This is a genomic window from Bacillus sp. OV166, assembly GCF_900177675.1.
Classification (GTDB): Bacteria; Bacillota; Bacilli; order Bacillales; family Cytobacillaceae; genus Neobacillus.
The window spans coordinates 2,931,231-2,955,795 of the sequence record NZ_FXWM01000001.1; the positions used below are offsets into that span (position 1 = coordinate 2,931,231).

General features: G+C 37.2%; 25 protein-coding genes, 4 tRNA genes, 4 other RNA genes, 2 pseudogenes and 1 riboswitch. Of the genes and pseudogenes, 31 read left to right on the plus strand and 4 right to left on the minus strand.

The genetic code is table 11. From position 1 onward, the window contains the following. Positions 1-75: 75 nt before the first annotated feature. The 4 genes from CCK98_RS14075 to queE all read left to right on the plus strand — a co-directional run bounded on the left by CCK98_RS14075 (position 76) and on the right by queE (position 3,219). The gene (locus CCK98_RS14075) at positions 76-1,107 is read left to right on the plus strand and encodes a LacI family DNA-binding transcriptional regulator (RefSeq protein ID WP_088087170.1); all 1,032 of its coding nucleotides are present in this window, start codon (positions 76-78) and stop codon (positions 1,105-1,107) included. 253 nt (positions 1,108-1,360) lie between these two features. Further along, positions 1,361-2,014: a 7-cyano-7-deazaguanine synthase QueC gene (queC, locus tag CCK98_RS14080; protein WP_088090407.1), complete on the plus strand. Its 654-nt coding sequence runs from the start codon at positions 1,361-1,363 to the stop codon at positions 2,012-2,014. A 3-nt stretch (positions 2,015-2,017) separates the two neighbouring features. Beyond that, complete coding sequence (gene queD / locus CCK98_RS14085) at positions 2,018-2,494, plus strand: 6-carboxytetrahydropterin synthase QueD (RefSeq protein WP_088087171.1); 477 nt, start codon at positions 2,018-2,020, stop codon at positions 2,492-2,494. Then, entirely contained in the window at positions 2,491-3,219 is a 729-nt protein-coding gene (queE, locus tag CCK98_RS14090) for a 7-carboxy-7-deazaguanine synthase QueE (RefSeq protein ID WP_088087172.1), read from the plus strand. The genes queD and queE overlap by 4 nt, the downstream gene beginning before the upstream one ends. A gap of 127 nt (positions 3,220-3,346) precedes the next feature. Here the strand turns inward: queE and CCK98_RS14095 are convergent, their stop codons facing one another. Further along, on the minus strand, positions 3,347-3,763 hold the full coding sequence (locus tag CCK98_RS14095) for a DUF1284 domain-containing protein (protein ID WP_088087173.1): 417 nt from the start codon (positions 3,761-3,763) through the stop codon (positions 3,347-3,349). A 179-nt stretch (positions 3,764-3,942) separates the two neighbouring features. After that, positions 3,943-4,051: riboswitch (TPP riboswitch) on the plus strand. 155 nt (positions 4,052-4,206) lie between these two features. Here CCK98_RS14095 and CCK98_RS14100 point away from each other — a divergent pair. The 8 genes from CCK98_RS14100 (at position 4,207) to CCK98_RS14135 (ending at position 11,452) form a co-directional block, all read left to right on the plus strand. Next, positions 4,207-4,809 carry a thiamine phosphate synthase gene (locus CCK98_RS14100; RefSeq protein WP_373408532.1) on the plus strand — a complete coding sequence of 201 codons (603 nt, stop codon included), beginning with the start codon at positions 4,207-4,209 and terminating at the stop codon, positions 4,807-4,809. Further along, on the plus strand, positions 4,793-5,923 hold the full coding sequence (thiO, locus tag CCK98_RS14105; RefSeq protein ID WP_088087175.1) for a glycine oxidase ThiO: 1,131 nt from the start codon (positions 4,793-4,795) through the stop codon (positions 5,921-5,923). The genes CCK98_RS14100 and thiO overlap by 17 nt, the downstream gene beginning before the upstream one ends. 10 nt (positions 5,924-5,933) lie before the next feature. Beyond that, positions 5,934-6,137, plus strand: coding sequence for a sulfur carrier protein ThiS (thiS, locus tag CCK98_RS14110; protein ID WP_088087176.1), 204 nt, complete (start codon positions 5,934-5,936; stop codon positions 6,135-6,137). A gap of 1 nt (position 6,138) precedes the next feature. Then, on the plus strand, positions 6,139-6,906 hold the full coding sequence (locus tag CCK98_RS14115) for a thiazole synthase (RefSeq protein ID WP_088087177.1): 768 nt from the start codon (positions 6,139-6,141) through the stop codon (positions 6,904-6,906). Then, a complete protein-coding gene (locus tag CCK98_RS14120) occupies positions 6,903-7,919 on the plus strand; it encodes a thiazole biosynthesis adenylyltransferase ThiF (RefSeq protein WP_088087178.1) in 1,017 nt (338 codons plus the stop codon). The genes CCK98_RS14115 and CCK98_RS14120 overlap by 4 nt, the downstream gene beginning before the upstream one ends. An 84-nt stretch (positions 7,920-8,003) precedes the next feature. Beyond that, positions 8,004-8,846 (plus strand): aldo/keto reductase, encoded by an 843-nt coding sequence (locus CCK98_RS14125; protein WP_088087179.1) that lies wholly within the window; start codon positions 8,004-8,006, stop codon positions 8,844-8,846. A 162-nt stretch (positions 8,847-9,008) separates the two neighbouring features. After that, a protein-coding gene (locus tag CCK98_RS14130; RefSeq protein WP_088087180.1) for an IS3 family transposase occupies positions 9,009-10,339 on the plus strand; the annotation gives its coding sequence in 2 pieces (ribosomal slippage) (positions 9,009-9,381 and positions 9,381-10,339; 1,332 coding nt in all). A gap of 375 nt (positions 10,340-10,714) precedes the next feature. After that, positions 10,715-11,452, plus strand: coding sequence for a TIGR02206 family membrane protein (locus tag CCK98_RS14135; protein WP_088087181.1), 738 nt, complete (start codon positions 10,715-10,717; stop codon positions 11,450-11,452). Positions 11,453-11,573: 121 nt separating this feature from the next. Here the strand turns inward: CCK98_RS14135 and CCK98_RS14140 are convergent, their stop codons facing one another. Continuing rightward, entirely contained in the window at positions 11,574-11,978 is a 405-nt protein-coding gene (locus CCK98_RS14140) for a VOC family protein (RefSeq protein WP_088087182.1), read from the minus strand. A 319-nt stretch (positions 11,979-12,297) separates the two neighbouring features. Between CCK98_RS14140 and CCK98_RS14145 the strand changes: the two genes are divergently transcribed. From CCK98_RS14145 to ffs (CCK98_RS14185), 9 genes and pseudogenes are all read left to right on the plus strand, one after another. Continuing rightward, a tRNA-Ser gene (locus CCK98_RS14145) sits at positions 12,298-12,388 on the plus strand. Positions 12,389-12,397: 9 nt separating this feature from the next. Next, positions 12,398-12,760, plus strand: a transfer-messenger RNA (tmRNA) gene (ssrA, locus tag CCK98_RS14150). 58 nt (positions 12,761-12,818) lie between these two features. Next, positions 12,819-12,890, plus strand: a tRNA-Asn gene (locus CCK98_RS14155). Continuing rightward, positions 12,890-12,975, plus strand: an RNA gene (gene ffs / locus CCK98_RS14160) — signal recognition particle sRNA small type. Before CCK98_RS14155 ends, ffs (CCK98_RS14160) begins: the two co-directional genes overlap by 1 nt. Positions 12,976-13,401: 426 nt before the next feature. After that, a pseudogene (locus CCK98_RS37040) lies at positions 13,402-14,009 on the plus strand (DedA family protein). A gap of 312 nt (positions 14,010-14,321) precedes the next feature. Continuing rightward, positions 14,322-14,412: transfer RNA gene (locus CCK98_RS14170), tRNA-Ser, on the plus strand. 9 nt (positions 14,413-14,421) lie between these two features. After that, positions 14,422-14,784: a transfer-messenger RNA gene (ssrA, locus tag CCK98_RS14175) on the plus strand. A 69-nt stretch (positions 14,785-14,853) separates the two neighbouring features. Next, positions 14,854-14,925, plus strand: a tRNA-Asn gene (locus CCK98_RS14180). After that, an RNA gene (gene ffs, locus CCK98_RS14185) (signal recognition particle sRNA small type) lies at positions 14,925-15,010 on the plus strand. Before CCK98_RS14180 ends, ffs (CCK98_RS14185) begins: the two co-directional genes overlap by 1 nt. A 98-nt stretch (positions 15,011-15,108) precedes the next feature. On the opposite strand, the gene CCK98_RS14190 is transcribed toward ffs (CCK98_RS14185), so the two are convergent. Further along, positions 15,109-16,176: a sulfite oxidase gene (locus CCK98_RS14190; RefSeq protein ID WP_088087183.1), complete on the minus strand. Its 1,068-nt coding sequence runs from the start codon at positions 16,174-16,176 to the stop codon at positions 15,109-15,111. A gap of 246 nt (positions 16,177-16,422) precedes the next feature. Between CCK98_RS14190 and CCK98_RS14195 the strand changes: the two genes are divergently transcribed. The 5 genes from CCK98_RS14195 to CCK98_RS14220 all read left to right on the plus strand — a co-directional run bounded on the left by CCK98_RS14195 (position 16,423) and on the right by CCK98_RS14220 (position 20,416). Continuing rightward, entirely contained in the window at positions 16,423-17,187 is a 765-nt protein-coding gene (locus CCK98_RS14195) for a sulfite exporter TauE/SafE family protein (protein ID WP_088087184.1), read from the plus strand. Positions 17,188-17,910: 723 nt separating this feature from the next. Continuing rightward, positions 17,911-18,624, plus strand: a complete 714-nt coding sequence (locus CCK98_RS14205; protein ID WP_088087185.1) for a hypothetical protein — start codon at positions 17,911-17,913, stop codon at positions 18,622-18,624. 130 nt (positions 18,625-18,754) lie between these two features. Further along, positions 18,755-18,934 (plus strand): hypothetical protein, encoded by a 180-nt coding sequence (locus tag CCK98_RS14210; RefSeq protein WP_088087186.1) that lies wholly within the window; start codon positions 18,755-18,757, stop codon positions 18,932-18,934. Positions 18,935-19,090: 156 nt separating this feature from the next. Continuing rightward, entirely contained in the window at positions 19,091-19,903 is an 813-nt protein-coding gene (locus tag CCK98_RS14215) for a protein phosphatase 2C domain-containing protein (protein WP_088087187.1), read from the plus strand. A 15-nt stretch (positions 19,904-19,918) separates the two neighbouring features. Then, on the plus strand, positions 19,919-20,416 hold the full coding sequence (locus CCK98_RS14220) for a peptidoglycan recognition family protein (RefSeq protein ID WP_256942345.1): 498 nt from the start codon (positions 19,919-19,921) through the stop codon (positions 20,414-20,416). Positions 20,417-20,598: 182 nt separating this feature from the next. On the opposite strand, the pseudogene CCK98_RS14225 reads toward CCK98_RS14220, so the two are convergent. Further along, positions 20,599-20,916, minus strand: a pseudogene (locus CCK98_RS14225) (NUDIX domain-containing protein); the annotation flags it as partial. A 361-nt stretch (positions 20,917-21,277) separates the two neighbouring features. On the opposite strand from CCK98_RS14225, the gene CCK98_RS14230 reads away from it, so the two are divergent. The 5 genes from CCK98_RS14230 (at position 21,278) to CCK98_RS14250 (ending at position 24,413) form a co-directional block, all read left to right on the plus strand. After that, entirely contained in the window at positions 21,278-21,940 is a 663-nt protein-coding gene (locus CCK98_RS14230) for a nitroreductase family protein (RefSeq protein WP_088087188.1), read from the plus strand. A 335-nt stretch (positions 21,941-22,275) separates the two neighbouring features. Continuing rightward, entirely contained in the window at positions 22,276-22,860 is a 585-nt protein-coding gene (locus CCK98_RS14235; protein ID WP_088087189.1) for an NTP transferase domain-containing protein, read from the plus strand. A 249-nt stretch (positions 22,861-23,109) separates the two neighbouring features. After that, entirely contained in the window at positions 23,110-23,592 is a 483-nt protein-coding gene (locus CCK98_RS14240; RefSeq protein ID WP_088087190.1) for a DUF2975 domain-containing protein, read from the plus strand. Positions 23,593-23,707: 115 nt separating this feature from the next. Next, positions 23,708-24,187, plus strand: coding sequence for a DUF2975 domain-containing protein (locus tag CCK98_RS14245; protein WP_088087191.1), 480 nt, complete (start codon positions 23,708-23,710; stop codon positions 24,185-24,187). Between the two features lie 10 nt (positions 24,188-24,197). Beyond that, entirely contained in the window at positions 24,198-24,413 is a 216-nt protein-coding gene (locus tag CCK98_RS14250; RefSeq protein WP_088087192.1) for a helix-turn-helix transcriptional regulator, read from the plus strand. Positions 24,414-24,565: the final 152 nt, after the last annotated feature.

Sequence of the window (24,565 nt, forward strand, 5' to 3'; positions counted from 1 at the left end):
CAATTGGAAGAAAGATACTTAAGATAAAACCGATTACTATATTTAGGTTTATATCTCTAAGAAGGGGGGCTTCAGTTGGACAAAAAAACGTTTACCATCTATGATATTGCCGAAGCCACAAATGTATCTCCGGCAACTGTATCGCGGGTCCTAAATGGCAATTATCCAGTCAGCAAAAAAACAAAAGAGAAGGTGCTGGCGAAAATACAGGAATATAATTTTCAGCCAAACAGTATTGCAAGAAGTTTATCAAAAAAAGAAACAAAGATGATCGGGCTGATTTTGCCAGACATCACGAATCCATTCTTTTCAAGCTTCTGCATGAAATTGGAGAAATACGCTCAAAAAAAGGGATATACGATATTCTTATGTAATTCTATGAACGATAGCGAGATGGAGTCCGTTTACCTAAAGGTTCTCTCGGAACGCCAGGTCGAAGGGATCATCATGATGGGCGGCCGGATTAATAAATCGTTAACGGATGCGGAAGATGCCGCTGAGGTGCAAGAGGTTATGAAAAAGATCCCTATTTTGATGGTCAACGGAGAGATGGACGGTGTCGATTGTTATAAAGTGAAATCCGATGAGCTGTTGGGTATGAAGATGATTGTCGAGCATTTAGTCGAAATGGGGCACAAAAAAATTGGCTTGCTGGGAGGAAAGCAGGGGATCACTTCAACCGATATAAAAGTAGAGGGATTCAGGCAGAACCTGGTGGACAAGGGTCTAGTTTATCATCCTGAATGGCATATTTACAGTGGTTTTTCGGTAGGAAGCGGACAAAAAGCGATGAACATGCTGTTAGAAAACAAGGAGCTGCCAACGGCCATTATTTGTATGAATGATATGATTGCCTCCGGAGCTTTAGTTGCGTGCAATCAGCAACAGATCAATCCCAAGAAATTTGCCTTTGTAGGCTATGATGATTCGTTTGTCGCAGATATCTTGACGCCGAGCCTTACCTCGATTAACCATGATTACGAAAAACTTGGCAGGGTGGCACTAGATTTAATAATCAACGCAAAAAATGAGCAAGAAGTACCCGAAGTAACAAAAGAAGTAACGATTGAACCCTTTCTCACCAAGAGGAACTCCACTGATTGGTGACTACCACGCTGCTGGCAGGAAGAATTATGCTGGTGACTTCGTTAATACTTCAAGTCATTGATTCTAAAAATGTGAACAAATAGGTGAAAAAATTGAAAAAATGGTTTATAATCATTTAGTCATTTAAAATTATATAGTTCGCATTTTGCGAAAGTGGTTCTAGCCCCCCACATTAAAAAAACTAAGATGAAGCAGCACTTCTATCTTGGGGTGCTGTTTTTTTCTATTTGAAAGGAAGTATTCGATATACATGTTGAAAAACGAAAAGGCAATTGTTGTGTTTAGTGGTGGACAAGACAGCACCACATGTTTATTTTGGGCATTAAAGCAATTTAAAGAAGTAGAAGTAGTTACATTTGATTACAATCAACGGCATAGTTTAGAAATTGAATGTGCCAAAAATATAGCCAAAGAACTTGGTGTGAAACACCATATTTTAGATATGTCATTATTAAATCAACTAGCCCCTAATGCGTTAACACGTTCAGATATTGAGGTGACTGATGGCGGCGAAGGGGAACTGCCGTCTACATTTGTGCCAGGTCGTAATCTGTTATTCCTAACCTTCGCAGGTGTTTTAGCACGTCAGATCGGTGCCAAGCATTTAGTCACTGGTGTTTGCGAAACAGATTTCAGCGGGTACCCAGATTGTCGCGATATTTTTATTAAATCACTTAATGTCACCTTGAATCTATCGATGGACGATAATTTTGTCATTCATACGCCATTAATGTGGTTAAACAAAGCTGAAACATGGGCAATGGCAGATGAATTAGGAGCGTTTGAATTTGTTCGTGAAAAAACATTAACCTGTTACAATGGTGTGATTTCGGATGGATGTGGAGAGTGTCCAGCTTGCGTCTTAAGAAAAAGAGGGCTTGATGACTTTCTTAATGGGAGGTTTTAAACGATGGGTTTCAGAATCGTCGATAAACTTCAAAAAATAAATGAGGACATTCAACCTCATCAATTAAAATATCATTCGAAACGTGTGCTAGTGAGCAAGGAATTTACCTTTGATGCTTCACACCACTTGCATTGCTATGAAGGGAAATGCAAGAATTTGCACGGCCATACGTACAGAGTTATTTTTGGATTAAGTGGTTTTGTTGATGAACGCGGCTTAATGATCGACTTTGGCGATATTAAAGACATTTGGAAAAATGAAATCGAAATCTATCTTGATCATCAATACCTAAACGAAACCCTTCCATCGATGAATACAACAGCCGAAAACATGGTTGTCTGGATATATGAGAAAATGAAAGATGCCTTAGCAACAGAAGAACGTAGGAACCAATATCATGGTGCAAGAGTGGAATTTGTCCGTCTGTTTGAAACCCCAACAAGCTACGCAGAAGCGAGAAGGGAGTGGATGGAGGAATGAGTAAGATTCCTGTATTAGAAATTTTTGGCCCAACCATTCAAGGAGAAGGCATGGTCATTGGTCAAAAGACGATGTTTGTTCGGACAGCCGGCTGTGATTATTCATGCAGCTGGTGTGATTCTGCCTTTACATGGGATGGCAGTGCCAAAGAGGATATTCAGCAAATGACCGCTGAAGAAATTTGGGATGAATTAAAAAGAGTCGGTGGGGACAATTTCTCGTTTGTGACGATCTCAGGGGGAAATCCGGCGCTATTGAAAAACTTAGATGTGTTTATCGATTTATTAAAAGAAAAAGACATCAAAATTGGCATCGAAACACAAGGAAGCAGATGGCAGGACTGGTTCCTAAACGTCAATGAACTGACCATTTCACCAAAGCCGCCGAGCTCTAACATGGTAACCAATTTCGAAATATTAGATTCTATTTTTCAAAATTTAAACGACAATGATTTTAAACATCAAGTGAGTCTAAAAGTCGTCATCTTTGATGAAGCCGATCTTGAGTATGCGAAAAAGGTTCATAGCCGATACGCAGATATTCCTTTTTATCTCCAGGTTGGGAACGATGATATTACGAATTTCAATAATAATGAATTGATTCAAAAACTACTATTGAAATATGAGTGGTTAGTCAATTGTGTGGTTTCGGACCCTCAATTGAATGATGTAAAAGTATTACCACAATTGCATGCACTTCTTTGGGGAAATAAGCGGGGCGTGTAAGGACAGGGACCATGAAGGACCATGGGATCATGGGGACGGTTCTACTGGCTTTTTTGGACAAGGAAAGAGATTAAAAAAGGCCAAAAGAACCGTCCCTGTGGGCATGTGGACATTGAATAGATGAAGTTTATTGAATTTTTCTTAAGCCCTTCCCTTCATGAATCTCTCGAATACCTTCCTCGCAAACCCCGTAAGAACGCCAAGAACAAGTTTCACAGACAACTTGAATATCGGCGGGGATGACATGTTTTAGGATACGGGACTCAATTTCCTCCCATCTAAGAATTTGTCCGATTGTAAGGTTCATTTTGTCTAAAATAACGGCATCTCTTTCAAAGATCTGGTCGTCTTGGCAATGGTATTCACCTGAATTAGGGAACTTTTCACACAACTGATCTGGTCCCTTTACAAGCATAATCAACGTTTTTGGGTTGCTTCTCAAGGTTTGATGCAAAAGAGTCATATTTTCCACGTATTCTTGGGAATAGCCCATTCCCCGATAGCCTAGAAGGCAAAAAAGATGATGTCCTCGTAGCTTATACATTATTCTCCCCCAGTTTGTTTACTCCCTTTTGATATTAAAAGTAAACTATAATTGTAATTTGGTTAACATCTATAGGGTTTAGTCTACCATAAAAAAAAGAAAAACATTTGACATTTCTACCTGAAGTGTTAACATTATCCATGCAGGGAAATCATTACATGACAATTAAATAGATGAAGCAAATCCGCTAGAGGTGCCTTTTTAAAGGGCTGAGATTGAAGTACTACTTCGGGACTCTATGAACCTGATCTGGGTAATACCAGCGTAGGGAAGTGGAAAACGGGATATTTGAAGAACGTATGTTTCTATTTCGAATTTTCGACCACTTTCTTACCTAAAGAAAGTGGTTTTTTGTTTTTCACTTTAAGCCTTAGATCTTCGGAATCTGCTTAAAAGGAGGGACGGGTATTTCAACTAGTATAAAAGATAAAGAGTTACATATTATCTCCAATGGGAAAATTCCAATCGAACAGTTATGTGAAATTGTAAGCGAAATTCATCCTTATATAACCGCGATTCATTTGCGGGAAAAACAAAAAACAGCCAAGGAACTTTTCCAAGCCGTCCAACGGTTAACAAATGAAAACATCCCACTATCAAAGATTATCATTAATGACCGAGTCGATGTTGCCTGCGTTACAAGGGCTAGAGGAGTTCAATTAGCCTTCCATAGTTTAGATGCAGCGCTTGTGAAAGAAAATTTTCCTCAGCTTTTCCTCGGGAGCTCCATCCACTCCTACGAGGAAGGACAACAAGCAAAAGAGAATGGTGCTGATTACGTGCTATATGGCCATATCTTTCCTTCGCAATCAAAACCGGGTAAGACCCCAAAAGGACTAGTGGAATTAGCAAGGCTTACCCAATTAGACATCCCGGTAATAGCCATCGGCGGGATCACACCTGAAAATACGGGGCAGGTACTTCAAGCAGGATCAAAAGGGATCGCAGTCATGTCAGGAGTTTTAGGTGCTCACGATCCATTAGCAGCAGTTAAGGCTTACCTAAATGTATTAAATGGAGATGAACAAAGTGGAAAAATCATTTGATGTGGCCATTATCGGAGGCGGAATTATCGGGTCCTCGATTGCCTACCAGCTTGCAAAAAGGGGAAGAAAAGTCATCATAATTGAGAAGGAACGAGTCGCTTGCCAAGCGTCCAGTGCGGCTGCAGGAATGTTGGCAGCACAAGCAGAGCTGGAACAAGACGGTCCTTTATTCCAGCTAGCTTTAAAAAGTCAAGCGATGTTTTCAACGCTCGCAAGTGAGTTATTTGAATATACGGGAATTGATATTGAGTATGTGAATAAAGGAATGGTGAAAATTGCCGAAACCGAAGAAATAGCGCTCGAGGTAAAAAAACAGATCACCTTCCAAAAAAAATGGGATCCAACCATTACCTGGCTCGATGCATCGGAAGTACGGTTGCTGGAACCATCTCTTTCACCAAGTGTAGCTGGAGGGATGTATCTCCCTCATGATGGGCATGTGCAACCAGCAAAGTTAACACAAGCCTTTGCAAAAGCCGCGGAACATTTTGGTGCCCAAATATGTGAAGAGACGGAGGTTCTGTCTTTTGTCTATGAAAACGGTCAGGTTAAAGGGGTTACCACCTGCAAGGGCGTCATCCATTGTGAACAGGTGGTTGTTGCCACTGGAGCTTGGGCGGCGAAATTAATGCAAGAATCAGGAATCGATATTCCTGTGTATCCGGTTAAAGGAGAATGCTTTTCGATTAGAACAGAAAGGCCGATCATCAACACTACCATTTTCTCCGACAAACGTTGTTATTTAGTACCGAAACGAAATGGGGAAATTTATATAGGTGCGACTATGATTGAAAATACCTTTGATACCAAGGTAACTCCTGAAGGGATTGCTACATTGATAGAAAGAGCGACTCAATTAGTTCCACAGATTAAGGAGGCAGCATGGGAGCGAGTATGGGCTGGAGTCAGACCGCAGACAGGCGATGGAATTCCTTATATGGGCGAACATCCAAGCTTGCGTGGGTTGTTCGTGGCAGCAGGCCATTTTCGAAATGGAATTTTATTAAGCCCGATGACAGGGGAACTAGTTGCGGACCTAGTGTCAGGTAGATTACTAAATCAGGAACTACTCTCTGCTTTTCACCTAGAACGGCACAAAGAAACGGTTAGTTAGGAGGAAAACCATGGAGGTAGTAGTAAATGGCGAGTGGATCCAATTACCCGACCATATCGTATCTGTTTCAGATGTTCTCAAATATTATGACATCCAAGATAAGGTCGTTGTTGTGGAAGTAAACGGTGAAATATTAACCAGGTTAGAGCACCAAAGTACGAGAATATCAGATAAAGATCGAATCGAAATAGTCCATTTTGTAGGAGGCGGTTGACATGTTAAAAATAGGTTCATTATCCTTTCAATCTCGTTTGTTACTTGGTACGGGAAAGTATCCAAGCTTTGAAATCCAAAAGGAAGCAGTGCTAGTGTCGAAAGCAGAAATCCTCACGTTTGCGGTGAGACGAATGAATATCTTTGAACCAAGCCAGCCGAATTTTTTAGAACAGCTCGACACTCAAAAATATAAGCTTCTGCCTAATACTGCTGGAGCAAAAACAGCAGCAGAGGCGGTTCGGATCGCAAAACTAGCGAAAGCTTCAGGACTATGCGATATGATTAAAGTGGAAGTGATTGGCTGTGATCATACCTTGCTTCCTGACCCGATTGAAACCCTTAAAGCAACGGAAGAATTAGTGAAAGAAGGATTTATTGTCCTCCCCTATACATCCGATGACGTGGTTTTAGCTCGAAAGCTCCAAGAAGTGGGCTGTCATGCGGTCATGCCAGGGGCTTCGCCGATTGGATCCGGTCAAGGGATCATCAATCCTGTTAACCTAGGCTTTATTATCGAGCAAGCGGTCGTGCCTGTGATTGTGGATGCTGGTATTGGCTCCCCAGCTGATGCAGCATTGGCGATGGAATTAGGAGCTGATGGGGTGTTATTAAATACGGCTGTTTCAGCAGCAAATGATCCGGTCAAAATGGCTCGAGCCATGAGTTTAGCGATCGAAGCGGGACGATTAGGCTTTGAAGCCGGACGAATCGAGAAAAAGAGATATGCGACAGCCAGCAGTCCCAAGGAAGGAATGAGTATCGGGTGAATCGCTACTCACGACAGGAACTATTTTCACCGATTGGGAAAGACGGGCAGCAGCTAATTTCCACGAAACATGTACTCATCATCGGAATGGGAGCACTCGGTTCAGGAAGTGCCGAAGCACTTGTCCGCGCGGGAATTGGGAAGCTCACCATTGTGGATCGTGATTATGTCGAATGGTCGAATTTACAGCGGCAGCAGCTCTATGCTGAAGAAGATGCCAAAAACCGAATTCCCAAAGTCATCGCAGCTAAAAACCGATTAACAGCGATTAACTCTTCGGTGCTGATTGAGGCCATCATTGGCGATGCCTCCGTTACAGAGCTTCTTGACTGGGCTCAAAATGTAGATCTGATGATTGATGCAACCGATAATTTCGAAACAAGAATGATCATGAATGATGTAGCACAAAAGGTGGGCATCCCTTGGATTTACGGGGCATGTGTGGGAAGCTACGGAATATCCTACACGATTATTCCAGAAAAAACACCCTGCCTTGCTTGTTTACTTGAAACCGTTCCGCTAGGCGGATTAACTTGTGACACAGCTGGAATAATAAGTCCAGCTGTGAACATGGTCGTTGCGTATCAAATAAGTGAGACCTTGAAGATTTTGGTCGGAGATGCGGATTCGCTGCGGAACAAACTCGTGTCTTTTGACTTGTGGAAAAATCAACATAGTACGATCCAAGTAGATAAATTGAAAAAAGAAGATTGTCCAACCTGTGGGGAAGAACGATTCTTCCCCTATTTAGCTTTTGAAAATCAAACCAAGACAGCTGTCCTCTGTGGAAGAGATTCTGTTCAGATACGTCCTGCGCTTCCCGCCTTGCGTGACTTGGTGGCATTAGAAAAATTATTGGCAAATCAAGGGGGAACAGTACAGCGAAATCCGTATCTATTATCTTATTCAGTGGATCCGCACCGATTAGTCATTTTTAAAGACGGAAGGGTGTTAGTCCACGGAACCAAGGATATTTCCGAAGCAAAGGCACTATACCATCGATACTTAGGGTAATGACAACCGCTGGCGATGAAGTCTTTCCATGAAAAGTTACCAAAATTATGCTAAGCTTTATTATTATGGAAAGGAGGATTAGTGATGGATAAATTAATTCCAGAAATTACACTTAATGATGGGCTAACTTTGCCAGTGATCGGTTTGGGTACATATAAGCTAAGAGGGAATGATGGTGTTCATTCCATCTTAAGCGCAATTGATATGGGATATAGACTAATAGATTCTGCTTATAATTATGAAAATGAAGGCACGGTTGGTGAGGCTGTTAGACGCAGTTCTGTTGCAAGAGAAAAATTAAAGATTACATCGAAACTGCCAGGTCGCTATCAAACCTATGGCAGGGCGGTTGCGACCATTCAAGAATCGTTATTTCGGGCAAATCTAGATTATTATGATTTATATCTCATTCATTGGCCAAATCCGAAACAGGACATATACGTGGAAGCTTGGGAAGCATTAATTGATGCTAAAAAATGGGGGCTTATTCGTTCGATCGGTGTCTGTAATTTCTTACCTGAACATATAGAGCGTTTAGAAAAAGAAACAGGTGTGAAACCTAGCCTTAACCAAATCGAATTACACCCATTATTCAATCAAGCACCACAAAGAAAATGGCATGAAGAAAATAACATTACAACGGAATCCTGGAGCCCAATAGCTCGAGCAAATGAAGTTTTACAAAATGATACCATTCAACAGATTGCCGATCATCATAACAAGTCTATTTCACAAATTATTTTACGTTGGCACTATCAACTTGGGGCCATTGCCATTCCTAAATCATCATCTCCTGCAAGGCAGCTTGAAAATATATCTATTTTTGACTTCTCCCTAGATGAAATAGAAATGAGTATCCTATCAGGATTAACTCGCCCTTATGGCAGAATAAACAACCAAGATCCTGCAGTATACGAAGAATTTTAAAGCATTTAATAAATAAAACAGACAAAACACTCCACTAAAAATATTGAACTATAACCCGAATAATGGACACTTTATAAAAAGTCCCTTATTCGGGTTTTTCTGTGTCCATTTCACAAAAACCCGTTTATAATCAAACTCAATGATGTGAGCGGAGGACATATAATGAGTAAAATTATTTTTAATGAAATTCAAATGAAACTACTAGAACAGAATCCAAATGTACAACACGTATCGGATCGTTCTATCGCATATAAGCCTGAATTTAAGGTAGAAGCAATTAAAGAAAATTCAAATGGTAAAGGACCTGCCCAAATTTTTATTGAACATGGATTTGACTTAGAAATGATTGGGTCTGATAAACCTAGTGAATGTTTAAAACGCTGGAGGAAAACATTTGAGCAGTTTGGGGAGGATGGTTTCTTCACAGAAAGGCGTGGAAAAGCAAGCACTGGTAGACCCTCTTCAAAGCCTCTTTCAGTTGAGGATAACTTAAAGAAAGCTGAAGCACGAATTAAATTCCTAGAAGCGGAGCTTGAATTCTTAAAAAAGTTAGACGAACTAGAAAGGCAGGCGAAGAAGAAGAAAAAGTAACCGTTTCAGAGAAGTATATGCTTATCGAACAAACTATTAGAAAGTTTGGGCTTATACATATGGTGAAATTCCTCTGTAAGAAGGCAGAGGTAAGCAGAAGTGGATATTATGCTTGGGTAAAGGCTGAAAGCATGCGGTCTGATCGAGAAGAGAATGATTGGAATGATTATGAGTTAATCAAGGAAATATTTGATAAGAAAAAGGGTTTCGCTGGAGCACTTACTATCAAAATGATTTTAGAGAATGACTATTTTGTGGAAATGAATCACAAAAAAATCCGACGGATTATGAGGAAGTTTAATTTAGTGGCAAAGGTTCGCCAAATTAATCCTTACAAAAAAATGGCTAAAGCTACCCAAGAACATAAGACTCTCTCTAACCTATTAAATCGAGAATTTGACCAAGGTGAGCCTGGAAAAGTATTGCTAACGGATATTACTTATGTGTACTATGGAGCAGCGCAACCGGCTTATTTGTCTTGTGTAAAGGACTCCTCGACAAGGGAAATTGTTGCTTATCATTTGTCCAGAACATTAAAGATGGATCTTGTTTATTGTACATTGGATAAACTCTCTGTAGCACTTGGTGATCTAGTTCATCCGGAAGCTATGATTCACTCAGACCAGGGATTCCATTACACGCATCCAGAATTTCAAAAAAGAGTGAAAAAGCTAAAGCTTACTCAGTCTATGTCCCGTAAGGGAAATTGCTGGGATAACGCCCCAATGGAATCATTCTTTGGTCATTTAAAGGATGAAGTAGATTATTCTTCATGTCAGAGCTTTGAGGAATTACAGGGATTGATAGGAACCTATATTGAGGAGTACAACACCAACAGATATCAATGGAGCCTAAATAAAATGACTCCGGCACAATACCGGAGTCACTTATTAGCAGCTTAAAATATTCGGTCTTTTTTTAGACTGTCCATTTTATGGGTCACAGTTCATATAAGTGAAGTGTTTTATTTTTTAGGGAGTCCTGTAACCATAAAAGGGTGTAGTTTTTAGGACACCCTTTTCTGTTAATACTCAATAGTATATTAACCTAAGAGGTGATTTACGTGGGAGAATTATTGTTTACAACATTTTAATACTAGCTGTGTTCAGTGTAATGAGGAATTTTGAGAATTAGTACAAGAAATTAAAAATATATATAAAGGAAATGGATATAAAGTAAAACCGAGGTTAAAAAGATGTAGCGGCAATAAGCAGCTTATATGAAAAGAATTAGATTTAGCTCTCCGCCTTATATGCACAGTGAGAGGTGATGAAATCATGTTTTCTGTTACAGAAATGAGGAATTTCACGTTGTTTTCTATTCCCCATATTGTTACGTTAATTCTCTTCTTTATTACATGTTGCGCTTTAGTTTATTACAAAAAGAAACTTAAACCATACCAGCCAATTATAAAATGGATACTATTCGGTATTTTGCTTGTTTGTGAGATATCACAGCATTTGTGGTTAATATTAACAAATAAATGGGAAGTCGATGATCTTCCATTACAGCTTTGTTCAATTAGTACCTTTTTAGCACTGTTCTTATACTTGAAAAACAATCAAAAAGCGTTTAATTTGTTATTTTTTATCGGTACCCTACCTCCTATTTTAAGTATGATTACTCCTGGTATTGTCAACCAATTTCCTCATTTTCGATTCATAAGATATTTCCTTCAACATTCAGCTATTCCATTGTCCGTATTGTATTTTATCCATTTTGAAGGTTACAGGATTCCTAGGAAAGGGGTTTTATTTAACTTTTTAACTGTGAACATTATCGCCGTACCTATTTTTTTCTTGAATCAAAAGCTTGGAACGAATTTTTTCTTCTTAGCGAACCCTTCAGAAACAAAAACAATATTATCATTTTTAGGCAGTGGGATTATGTATTATATTAATCTTGAGATCGCCGCATTGTTGTTATTTATCATCACGTACATTTCAATGGATAATTTACAAAAAATAGAAAATAAGAGCATTAATGTTGAAAAGAAAATAGGTGAGAGTGAATGACTAGCGAAAAATATCCTTTCTCAGTCTAAAGAATCATCAAAGATTTCTAGACTTGGAGGGGATTTTTTTTGTTGTTATCTTAAACTAGAATAATCATTTTTGTAACATGGGGATGCCGTATCTATTCTACTGTAAACATCCAACTTACTCCATATTTATCCTTCACAGAACCATGCAGCTTGGCAAAGAAAGTTGGTTGAAGATCCATAAGAATGGTTCCGCCATCTTCAAGCACATTCCATGCATTTTTAGCACGCTCTTCAGAGTCAAGTTCGACACTGATGACCACTTTCTCGCTATTTGGAAAGTCTCGATTTCCATCCGAACCCATAATAATACCCGAATCCGTTAATTTCAATTGTGCATGCAACACAAGGTTTTTATGGCTTTCAGGAATAGGAAAATTAGGATTTGCCGGCATCTCACCGTATCTTTGCATTAAAATCATTTCTCCATCAAATGCTTTTTGATACCATTTAAAAGCCTCTTCGCATTCTCTGTTAAACATTAAATAGGGTTTAATCATTTTACTTTCTCCTTTGTCATTAAATTAGGTAAGCCATGGTGCTTCTATTAACAGCAGTAGTGGTCATATTTTATATTATACACGAACATTTGTTCTTTATACAAGAAATAGTATTAAACTAAAATTAATGGGTATTTTAATGTGGAAATCAAATTCACACGAAATCATCAATCATCATCAAATATAAGTTAACCATAAAGTTTTAATGACATAACTAGGTCTTTTGAACTACCAAATTTTACAGCTATCATCCATTTGGCAGACATGATATATTTCTCTTGTAAGTTCTTAACGGAACTAACGCGTAAGCTTTTATTACAGAGAAGTACTCAAGTGGCTGAAAAGGCGCCCCTGCTAAGGGTGTAGGTCGGGTAACCGGTGCGAGGGTTCAAATCCCTTCTTCTCTGCCATTATATTATGGGGATGTCATGGTATCGACAGGGATAGTTTGAGCTTATATGGCGAGTCGAGGGAATCGTCCTCGTAAATTCGATAAAGCCTAATAACTGGCAAACAAAACAACAACTTCGCTTTCGCTGCCTAATAACAGACGATAGCGGTTCCTCCCTCCATCGTCCATGTGGTAGGGTAAGGGACTCATCATAAGTGGACTACGCCGAATTCCACCGTCTGAGGATGAAGGAAGAGACGAACCAGACTAGCTGCTTCAACGCCTGTCAGTAGGCTAAAGAAGTAAGTGAAATTAATTCTACTGACTACACTCGTAGATGTATAAGTGCCAATATCTTTGCACACGGGTTCAACTCCCGTCATTTCCACTAAAACCAACTGAATTAGATTCATTATCCGATGATAATGTAAAAAGGTAGTTAGAATTGTTCCGCAGTAGCTCAGTGGTAGAGCTATCGGCTGTTAACCGATCGGTCGTAGGTTCGAGTCCTACCTGCGGAGTTATAGTTCAACAAGGACATTAGGAAACTGGTCAGGGCGGGAGCGCAGCAGCCATAACTAGTGAAATTGTGTGGGCTATTACATAGGACAAAACAAAATCTCTAAAAGATACCCTAAAAGTCACATCCAATTTTTATATATTGTTAAAAAATTTGTATATTGGTTTAAAAAGGGACTAGTATAACTAACAGGTGCGATGCTTTAATATAAAGCATCGTCTATTTTTGATTTAATTAACGAAACAGATTATTAAGAATTGTACTTAAAGTAACGAGTACAAAAGTTAAACAATTGAGCGGCTCACACCATACGATTAAAATGTGCAGTATAAGAGAAGGGGCTTGTTTAACAAACGGGTGCAAGAGTTGAAGACCTGCTGCCATTTGGTGGCTTTTTTAATAAAGCGACAGTTTTTCTCATTCCACCTTTAAGATAAGTTTTATTATCAGAAGTATTTTAATAAATAAAAAAGAAGATACTTTCTTTCCACTCTTACAGTTTGCTCACTTAAATGCAGAACCATATTGACTACCTTCTAGAACATTATGGGTACTTCGGAATAACCTTCGCCTTGATCGGTGGTATTGTTGGACTTCCTATACCCGATGAGGTTCTTCTTACATATATTGGTTACAATGTGTTTCAGGGAAAATTATCATACATAATGTCAATAGTAAGTGCCTTTGTAGGGGCCACGGGGGGATTTCGCTTAGTTACCTCATCGGTTATAAATTTGGATTGCCTTTATTAGAAAAGTTTGGACCAAAAATTCACATTACTGAGCAAAAAATTAATAGAACAAAGAAATTATTCAGGAAATTCGGACCTTATCTTTTATTACTAGGTTATTTTATACCTGGGGTTCGTCATCTTACAGCATATATAGCTGCTGTCAATCTCTTCCCCTTTAGAAAATTTGCGGTTTACGCATTTATGGGTGCATTAATATGGAGTATTACTTTTATCACACTAGGAAGAATATTAGGGGAAAATTGGACTAGTGTGGAACTATATATATCGAAATATAGTATTTATTTAATTACGAGCTTATTGGTCCTTTCAATATTGATTTATTTTTTATGGAAGAGAAGAAATTTATTAAAAAGGGATATTTCATAAAAGTGGCTTCCTTTAAAAACTAAAACTAAAGAAGGAGTTATTTCTTATGGCGAGGTTAAGTGTCAAACTCATTGTTTGTCCACTAACGATAATTAATTTCTTCTGTAATTTTTATAAAACTGATAATTGTAATGCTTTTTTCAACCTTAAACGGAATGTTTTACACTTAATTGCAAGTGATTGAAGTAGAAAAAAACAATGATACAACTAGGTCTTTTGGACTACCGAAATTTACAGCTATCATCCATTTGGCAGACATGATATATTTCTCTTGTAAGTTCTTAACGGAACTAACGCGTAAGCTTTTATTACAGAGAAGTACTCAAGAGGCTGAAGAGGCGCCCCTGCTAAGGGTGTAGGTCGGGTAACCGGTGCGAGGGTTCAAATCCCTTCTTCTCTGCCATTATATTATGGGGATGTCATGGTATCGACAGGGATAGTTTGAGCTTATATGGCGAGTCGAGGGAATCGTCCTCGTAAAAACGATAAAGCCTAATAACTGGCAAACAAAACAACAACTTCGCTTTCGCTGCCTAATAACAGACGATAGCGGTTCCTCCCTCCATCGTCCATGTGGTAGGGTAAGGGACTCATCATAAGTGGACTACGCCGAATTCCACCGTCTGAGGATGAAGGAAGAGACGAACCAGACTAGCTGCTTCAATGCTTGTCAGTAGGCTAACGAAGTAAGTGAAATCAATTCTACTGACTACACTCGTAGAAGTATAAGTGCCAATATCTTTGCACACGGGTTCAACTCCCGTCATTTCCACTAAAACCAACCAACAAACAGCTTGAATTAGATTCATTATCCGATGATCATGTAATAGGTAGTTAGAATTGTTCCGCAGTAGCTCAGTGGTAGAGCTATCGGCTGTTAACCGATCGGTCGTAGGTTCGAGTCCTACCTGCGGAGTTATAGTCCAACAAGGACATTAGGAAACTGGTCAGGGCGGGAACGCAGCAGCCATAACTAGTGAAATTGTGTGGGCTATTACATAGGACGATACAAAAACGCTAAAAGTCACCTCCAATAAAACGGAAGTGACTTTTTATATTTTTAAGAATTTTATCTACTTCGTAATTGTGCTTTTCCAGGTTACTCTATTTTTACTTTTATACAATCAATTGCGTTATAACCATAGCCCTTCCTGTTCCACATTGGATCCAATGGTTGAATATTGCCTAAAGAATCAGTTGCTTTTGATTTTATGGTATATTCTCCTTCATTAAGAGCATCCCATTTATATATCCATCGTACCCAAGCATATTTCTCGGATGATGAAGTCAATTGGCATGTATTCCAAGTATGACCTTCATCCAAACTAATTTCTACCAGGGTAATTTGGCCTGTTCCTGCCCAAGCAATGCCATTAATTTCATAAACTCCCGTACGCATTAGTTGCATATTAAGTGGGTATAGTATGGTTGAGTTAACATTAATTGAAGTGACAGGAGTTTTGCTAGTATCGCTTTCTTTGCTCGGATAGTAAACGTAATCAATAGATTGAAATGGACCTTTAAATTCGTTATCAATCACAATAATTCTTTTTATCCATTTTACAGATGCCATGGCATACCATCCAGGGACAATTAATCTCAGAGGGAATCCGTGCTTGAAGGGGATGGGGTGATTATTATATTGATAAGCAATAATGGTATCTGGATTAAGGGCTTTTTCAATGGGTAAACTCCTCGAAAAATTAAAAAGTTGGTTAGAATCAGGTCTTTCTCCATAATCATAACCCTCAAAAACAATTTCTTTGGCAGTATCAAGCAATCCTGTGTACTGAAATAAGGATCTTAAAGATATACCTTTCCATATCCCTTGACTTATCGCACCTTTTCCCCATTGCTCTCCAAACACTTTTGGGTTAAACAACTCTCGCTTATTACCTGAACATTCTAAAACAAGTTTTATTGTTTTTGATGGTAATGAGTAAATTTCCTTTAAAGAAAAGACTTTTGGGGTGTACACTAATCCCTCAATTGGAAGAAAATAGAAGGATGAGGCGAACTTGGGGTAAGGAAAATGGTTTCTTCTATAAAAGAGTTTTTCATTTACAATATCGGAATTATTAAAATGTATGGGTGTTTCCTGATTTTCAGGATCTAACTTCTTTGTAATCAGATAGGGGCTAACTTTGGGTAGAGGAGAATTTTTCATATAAATACCTCCTTTAAAATAGAGTTGCTACTTCATGATTATGTATTTTATTTATTATCATTCAAAATTTTTAAGTTTTTCTAATGAAATAAAATAAGTTACAAGCTCAAATAAAATAAGCTTTTTAATAATGAAAATAACCGGTTACAAACTCTCAGAATCTAATAAATATTTTGTTATTTACAAGATTCATATAAATGTATATAATCCCTATATAAATACTTGGAATTGATAGGGCGTGAGCATATGAGTATAGGGATTACATTGATGGGTTTACTTGTAGGTTTTTTGGTAGGGTTAACGGGTGTAGGAGGAGCAGCACTGCTAACCCCCGTATTAATTCTAATAGGGGTTAATCCTTCAATTGCTGTTGGTACAGACCTTGTATATAACTCAATTACGAAATTCTTCGGACTTTTTCAACATTGGAGACAAAAAACAGTCAATTTTCAGATGGTTAAGTTATTAGCGATAGGAAGTATTCCTAGTGCGGTGGTAGCAATTGGTTCCCTTCATTATTTTGAAGCTTATTACCATAATCAAGAACAGATTATTAGGCATTCCCTCGGATACATTCTGATAGCTGTTTCACTGGCTATCATTATCAGAACCTTTGTGGAGAAAAAATTAAGACCGAATCGTTGGCAATTAAAACCTTTGAAAGAAAAGAAAATGCTAACCATTTTAATTGGCTGCCTTTTTGGGTTTATTGTCGGACTAACTTCTTTAGGCTCAGGTTCTCTATTCGCTGTGGCAATGATTTATCTGTATCAAATGAAGACATCAGAAATGGTTGGTACTGATATTACTCATGCGTTTCTTTTGGTAACCGTTGCAGGATTGCTTCATATTGGTTATGGAAATGTTAACTATATGCTTGTGGGTAATTTACTCATTGGCTCCATTCCAGGAGTATTGATCGGCAGTAGCATTTCTGCAAAGGTCCCGACAAGACCGCTGCGTACGGTTGTTGCTGTATTGATCTTTGTAAGTGGCCTAAAGCTAATCTAGGATTTGCAAGGATAATCATTAATTGAAATTTAGAAAAGGACAGTAAATATATAAAGTGTACCCGATGTAAAGGAAATTTTATAAAAGGTTATGCCACATGTGATGTTGTTGATGAAAGCTTATATACAGAAGCTGTCGCTGATATTCCAATTTTCAATCGTATTCGTGAGTTAAATAAACAAGATATGATGGCAGTTTATCATTGCCTTGAGCAAAATAATTAAATTAGAAGTATTTTTCTCCCACCCTGTTATTCAACTGACACATGCTTTAGTTACATTTTCTCCTCCATAATAAGAGCTAAAATATGAAGTCGTTTATTCAGTTAAATGGCGCATTAATTAAATAAAGAAGAGCACATATTAGTCATGTATAATATGTGCTCTTCTTTATTTTTTAAGGATTTTTTTTATTTAGGTCTTGAAAAAAATGGCAGCCTTTTTCTTATATTATGTTGAAGAGAATTTTTGGCGAACTTTTAAAGGTGTATATGGGGTATCACCTTCATTCTGAAAATTCACACTTTACAAATTTCGATTTGTTAAAAGGATTCAGCGATTGACAAAATTCGACCTATAGGTGTAAAATACATATATATTCAAATAAAAGATATAAGTTGACAAAAGATAGCGAAGAGTTTCAGTATACTTTAGCTCTATATCCCTTCATTTCAAAAGAAGGATTCCATAGAGAAACGAATGTAAATAATGAGGAGGAACAAAAATGAATTCAACCGCGACAATGAAAAGCAAAAAAGGTCAAGTAGTAAAAACACAAATTGAAGGTGAACATCAAGAAGAAGTTATTGTATCTAATCCAGTAGTAGAAACAATAACACAAGCAGAAGCTCAAGAAGAAGTAATTGAATCTACGCTATTTGTAGAAACGAAAACACAAATGAATGCTGAAGTTCAAGAAGAAGTAGTTCCATCTAATACATATGTAGAAACACTTTGGAACCAATACGAGCAAATATTGGATCGAGCAAGAAAGTTCCACGATAGTAGTGAAGAAGCTTATCTTAAGACTGTAAAAGATGTCATTAAGTTCAATAAAGAATATAGAAAATCAATCGCTAATTTATATACAGGAACAAGAAAGATTAATAATGAAATCGTTAAAGGTGTATCCAGCAATTTTGCAAAAAATGACCTATTGAATCAAGAATCGGCTCAGCTTACAAATCGAGTAGAAGAAGCTTCTGAACGTTTAGAGAAATTGGCTGTAACGCCGATCAAATTAACTGTTGACCTAATCGAACGTTTAGAAAAGAACGTTGAAGAGAGTTGTGAAACCTACATTCACTACTCACGCGAAGGCCGCAGTGGCTTGCAAAAAGTAAGCAATGAATATGTGAAAATAGCAAAAAACAATCATAAAATGCTAGTAAATCTTCTAAAAGAAAGCACAAAAGTACTTGTTAGGACAAATAGATAATAAATCATTATTAATTTACACTTTAACAAGAAACTCACATGATTTGCTGATTCACACCCCAAGATGAAAATATTTCATTAGGGGTTTTTTTAGCTAACTGTTTTGTTAAGTAACTATTTGGAGGATTTTGATGGGTTTATGTAATGCGTATGCTTCATCTATTCAAGTGGAATTATTTGAAGATTTAGAAGAATTATATGATTGGTTAAAAGAAACAAAGGATGTAGAGATAATAGATATTAAATTTAAATCCATGGTTATTATTAATGAGATTGTTTTTAGAAATCGAGTCTTAGTCATTTATAAATGAACACTTAATATATTTAGGTTGGTTAAAAAGTACGCTCAGAGCTTTATTTGCTCAGAGCGTTTTCTGTACCATAAAAATTCTTGTTACATCATATAATATCTTAAAAAATTTAATCGATTTTCTGTTAATTTTGATAAAAAAGAAGGTGGACAACCAATGAAAGTTGAGTCTTTTTTATGTGCTGCCCCTCATAAAAGTGTAAGTGAAGATTCAATCGTATTAAATGAAAAGATAAATGTCTATGGGGTTTTTGATGGGGCAACTCCATTAATGCCATTCAAAGATGAAAACGGAATGAACGGTGCTTATTTAGCATCAAATATATTTAAAGATTATTTCTTAAGACTCTACCGAAGTAACCTTTCATTAGTTGAAGGAATCATGGCTGCTAATAGAATGTTGAGAGAACACATGGGAAAATACAAGGTGAATCAGGAAAAATATGAAAATCTTTGGTCAACATGTGCTGCAATTATAAAGATTGAAAAAGACGGAAAGATTTCTTATGCTCAACTTGGTGATTGTATGATCATTGCTGAGTATCAAAACGGAACCATAAAAGCCTTAACAAGGGATACCGTAAAAGATATAAGTTATAGAGCGAAGGCATGGCGTGAACAACAAAGAAAGCAAGGACTTAAAATTCCAGATGAGGAGTATTATCAGGATCTTACTCAACAGCTTATCTTTAATCGTTCATTAGCTAATAAGGAATATGGTTACACTGTAGCTAATGGAAAAAAAGAAGTTTTCAATCTTATTCAGCATGGTCAAGTAAATATCAGTGAAATCAAAACAATATTAATGATAACAGATGGCCTTTTTCATCCAAACTATTCAATTGAAGAAACATTTAAAAAGATACATAGAATCGGTTTACAAGTATATTCTTGTGCCTTAGAACAATATGAGAAAAGGAATAATCTTCGTTCAGATGATAAGACGGGGATCATGATTAAGCTTATGTGATGAGGAGAAGTCTACATGAAAGTAGAACCGGGAATGATTAAAGATCTTAATTTATCGTTTAAAGAACCGCTTATTGCTTTAAAAGATGTCATGTACATCATTGTACACCATACAGAAGATATAGGTTGGGATATTAATAAGACGCATAGGTTTCATCAGGATCATCGTCTATGGAGTGGAATAGGATACAATTTTTTTATTGAGGAAAATGGTGAAATTATTAAAGGAAGAGGATACCATGTTGGAGCACACGCATATTCATATAATGAAAAATCAATAGGTATTTGTTTAGCTGGTAATTTTGATATTCATACTCCATCAATAGAGCAGCTAAAATCATTGAGTAAACTATGCATTTTCCTTTTACATCAATTTAATTTATCAACTACTCACATTCTGGGACATCGTGAATTAAAAGGGGTCACAAAAAGTTGTCCAGGTAAAAACTTTAATATGGACCAATTCAGAGAATCTATTAAGATGCAGTGGCCAAATGATAAAGATAAAAAGTGAAGTTCAAACAAGACACATGATAAAGTTCTTGAAAAATATGAGGTTAAATTTTTTAGTGTAAAGATTCGGGGCTTTAAAGAAAATAGAAATTCAAAACCAAGATGTATTTTGAGGGATTTCAAATACATCTTGGTCTTAAACATTTAGTGATTAAAAAAAGGAAGTACTTTTATAAAATAAACTTAATCAAAATAAACTGCTTCATGGGGATTTTTTAAGTATTTAAAAGCCATCTCAATTTGTGTTTTTGTATTCCGAGCTGTTGACAGAGGAGGCAGGTTGTTTTCAGCAAAGAACTTCACTTCACTTGTTTCAATTCCTTTAGCTGGCTGCCCGCCAATTATTTCACATTGAATAAATATTTTATAAACATGAAAAGCAGAAGGAGGATGTGGGTGGCACTTTTTATCGGTTACAGCTAATATTTTGATTGGTTTCACATTAAATCCCGATTCTTCTTTTACTTCCTTAACAGCGACTTCACTTGGGGTATGTCCGAGTAACGAAAAAGCCTAATTTCTCAATTTTAATGCTGAGAAATTGGGCTATTTATTTAAGAATTTCCTTAACGTTGTAAATCCGCATTTTCCTGACGGCCCCCCCTTAAGTAGTGGATATCGTCTTTTTTCCTCCCAAATTAAAGGGGATTAGCAGTGTTAATGGTTAAAGTTACTATTATATTATTTTTGACAATTTAGTTCAATTTGAGTAAGGTAACTTAGTAAGTTGCAAACAATAGTGTATGAAGTATCTTTTATTACATTTTTCATGATAGGGTTAAAAACTCTTACTATATATGAATTTTCCTTAAAATGTTCGTAGTAGAGATGAAGTAAACTATCATTACTAGGAGGAATTATTATGTCAAACTCTCAAACTATAGATAGGCTCGAACAGCAAATGTTCTTAGATGTTATCCGTGAACGTCGATCTGTTCGTACATTTGATCCAACAGTGCGGATCTCACGCGAAGAAATGACCGAAATGCTGGAGCTAGCAACGTTGGCTCCTTCGTCTTCGAACCTGCAACCATGGCGGTTTCTAGTCATCGATAAACTGGAGTTAAAGAAAAAGCTTTTGCCAATCGCGTTTAACCAACAACAAGTAGTCGAAGCTTCTGCCGTTATTGCTGTGCTTGGCGATGTGGAAAGCTACAAAAAAGCCGAAAAAATTTATGGACAGGCAGTTGAAGCCGGCTTTATGCCGGCTGATACGGCTAAATCATTCATCGAACGAACAGTTGGCATGTACTCAAACTTGCCGTCTGAAGTGGCTCGTCAAATCGTATATACTGATGGAGGCCTTATCTCGATGCAACTCATGCTTGTCGCCCGATCCAAAGGTTACGACACTGTTCCGATGGGAGGGTACGATAAAGCGAAGTTCGTAGAAGCTTTCGGAATTTCCGAACAATTTGTGCCGGTTATGCTCATTGCAATTGGGAAAGCAACAAAACCAGGACATCCTACTACACGTCTTCCTATTGAGGATGTAGCGTTCTTTAACGAATTGCCATCAGAATGAATCTCCCCATCACTAAAGCGAGGGGTTTCATAAAATGATAATACAAAAGAAACGAAGTATTTAAAATCAAAAATAAAAAACTTTATTCTAACCCCGTTCTTTCTTAGAACGGGGTTAGAAGTGTTGAGGTACTACTTTTGACTAACTTTGTGACTTCTATGAAGTAGATGGCAACTAGAACCTTTCCCGTGACCATGTTCGTGAAAAAGCAAGTGAGGCTTAATAGTCTATTTAAAAATCATATAGAATAAGTATTAAAGAAAATGTAATTGAAAAGTGGGGTTACAAGACTAATAGAAGACTTAGATTAAACGATAGGTAGAGGGGGACATAAAATGGAAGCAATCGTCTTAGCTGCTGGATATTCCAGCCGAGCGAATACATTTAAAATGACATTGCCTCTGGGGGAAATGTCCATATTGGAGCATACCTTATCTAAATTTGAAGGATTATGCAGCAGGGTCATCGTCGTAGCTGGGTTTCAAGCGGAACTCATCCAAGAGAAAATGGAAAAAATCACCAGTAAAAATGCCTATTCATTTCAGATCAAGTTTGTTCATAATGAAGACTTTAACAATGGAATGTTTAGTTCCATTCAAAAGGGCTGTAACGAAGTAACTGAACCAAGCTTCTTTATAACACCCGGAGATTGTCCGCTTGTTAAAAAAGAGACCGTTCATCTAATATCAGAACACAAAGGGAACGTCGTTATTCCCAGCTTTCATTATAAAGGCGGCCATCCCATCAAATTATCAAGCGAAGTGAAACAGAAAATTCTCGAAACCAATCCAGAAAGCAATTTGCGTGCGGTCCTGGGCGGTTTCGAAAAAATGTACATAAATGTAGATGACCCGGGAGTAATAATGGATGTTGATACACTGGAGGATTACCAAAAAGCCTTAGATTATTATAAAGGATGATATATTTCGATACAGAATCTAGATTTGATACATTTAATTGAATTAAAATTATTTTTTATATTGAACAATTTATAAATTTTATAGTTTAAGTTTCTAGAGCATTTCTTTGTAATAGGAATGCTTTTTATCTTTGTCTAAAATTAATAATTGTTTCACAACAAAAATATTATTAAAAATAATAAAAATTTATTGAAAAACGATAAAAAGTGTATTAAAATCCAATTAACAATAAATTAGCGAGGTGCTTTTATGAAAAGAGGAACAACATTATTTTTAAAGATAGCTGATATTCTTATTGGAATTCCGGTTCTTGCTTTGTGTATCTTTTTGGTGCCTGAGATAGGGAATGTTGTAGCAAAATTGCTTCCAGAGTTTGCTTATATAAAATATCTCGTTTCCATCGTTTTTTATGCATCGGCGATTCCTTTTTACTTTGCTTTGTATCAGGCTTTCAAACTATTACGTTATATTGACAAAAATAAAGCCTTCTCGCAAATTTCTGTATTAGCTTTAAAGAAAATCAAAAACTGTGCCATCACAATCAGTATCTTGCATGTACTAGTCTTGCCGTTTTTCTATCTCTTTGCGGAGAAAGACGACGCCCCAGGAGTCATCTTTGTCGGATTGGTTGTACCTTTTGCTTCCATGGTGATTGCCGTTTTTGCTGCTGTTCTTCAAAAGCTTTTAAAAGAAGCGATTGATATAAAATCAGACAATGATTTAACGGTATAAGGCAAAAACATAGCAAATATAATCAGGATCAAAGTGATGCTGACTAAAAGAAAAATAAAGGTAATTGATTTGAAAACGTAAGGAACGCATGGACATTATTAGAGAGGTGTTTTCTATGAACCGAGGGGCAACTTTTTTCCTAAAGGGAGTTATTCTTCTTATTGGAATTGTGGCAATTGCATTGTGTATATTTTGGGCGCCTGAGATAGCCAGTAGAGATGCAGAAGCGCATCCAGAGACTGCTTACTTGCAATATCCCTTTTTACTATCAGCCTATTTATTATCTATTCCATTTTTCATCGCACTGTATAAAGCATTTAAACTATTAATTTACATTGATAAAAACAAGGCTTTCTCTGAATTATCTGTTAGAGCTTTGAAGGTTATCAAGTGCTGTGCCATCACAATCAGTGCCTTGATTGTTGCAGGAATTAAATTCGTCGCTATATATATGGAAGGTGACAGAGCAGGTGTCATAGCAATGGGATTATATTCGACCTTTGCTTTAAGCGTAATCGCAACCTTTGCTGGTGTCCTCCAAAGGCTTGTACATGAAGTCGTAGAAATAAAATCTGAAAATGATTTAATAGTGTGAGGTGGATAACTTGGCAATTATAATCAATATTGATGTGATGCTGGCTAAAAGGAAAATGAGCGTAACTGAACTTTCGGAGAGGGTTGGGATTAAAATGGCGAACCTTTCCATTCTGAAAAACGGGAAAGCAAAAGCGTTTCGTTTTTCAACATTAGAAGCGATATGTAAGGCTTTGGATTGTCAACCTGGAGATATTTTAGAGTACAAAAGCGATGAAGAGACTTAAAAATACGGATTGATTATGGCTAACGGGCAGAATAGATAGTGGAAATAATAAAAGTGATTAATGCGGCTTTAGCTCTATATTCAATAGGGCTAAGGCCGTTTCATCGTTTTTGAAAGCTATTATGATTATAGGAACTTTAAAGATTTAACAGA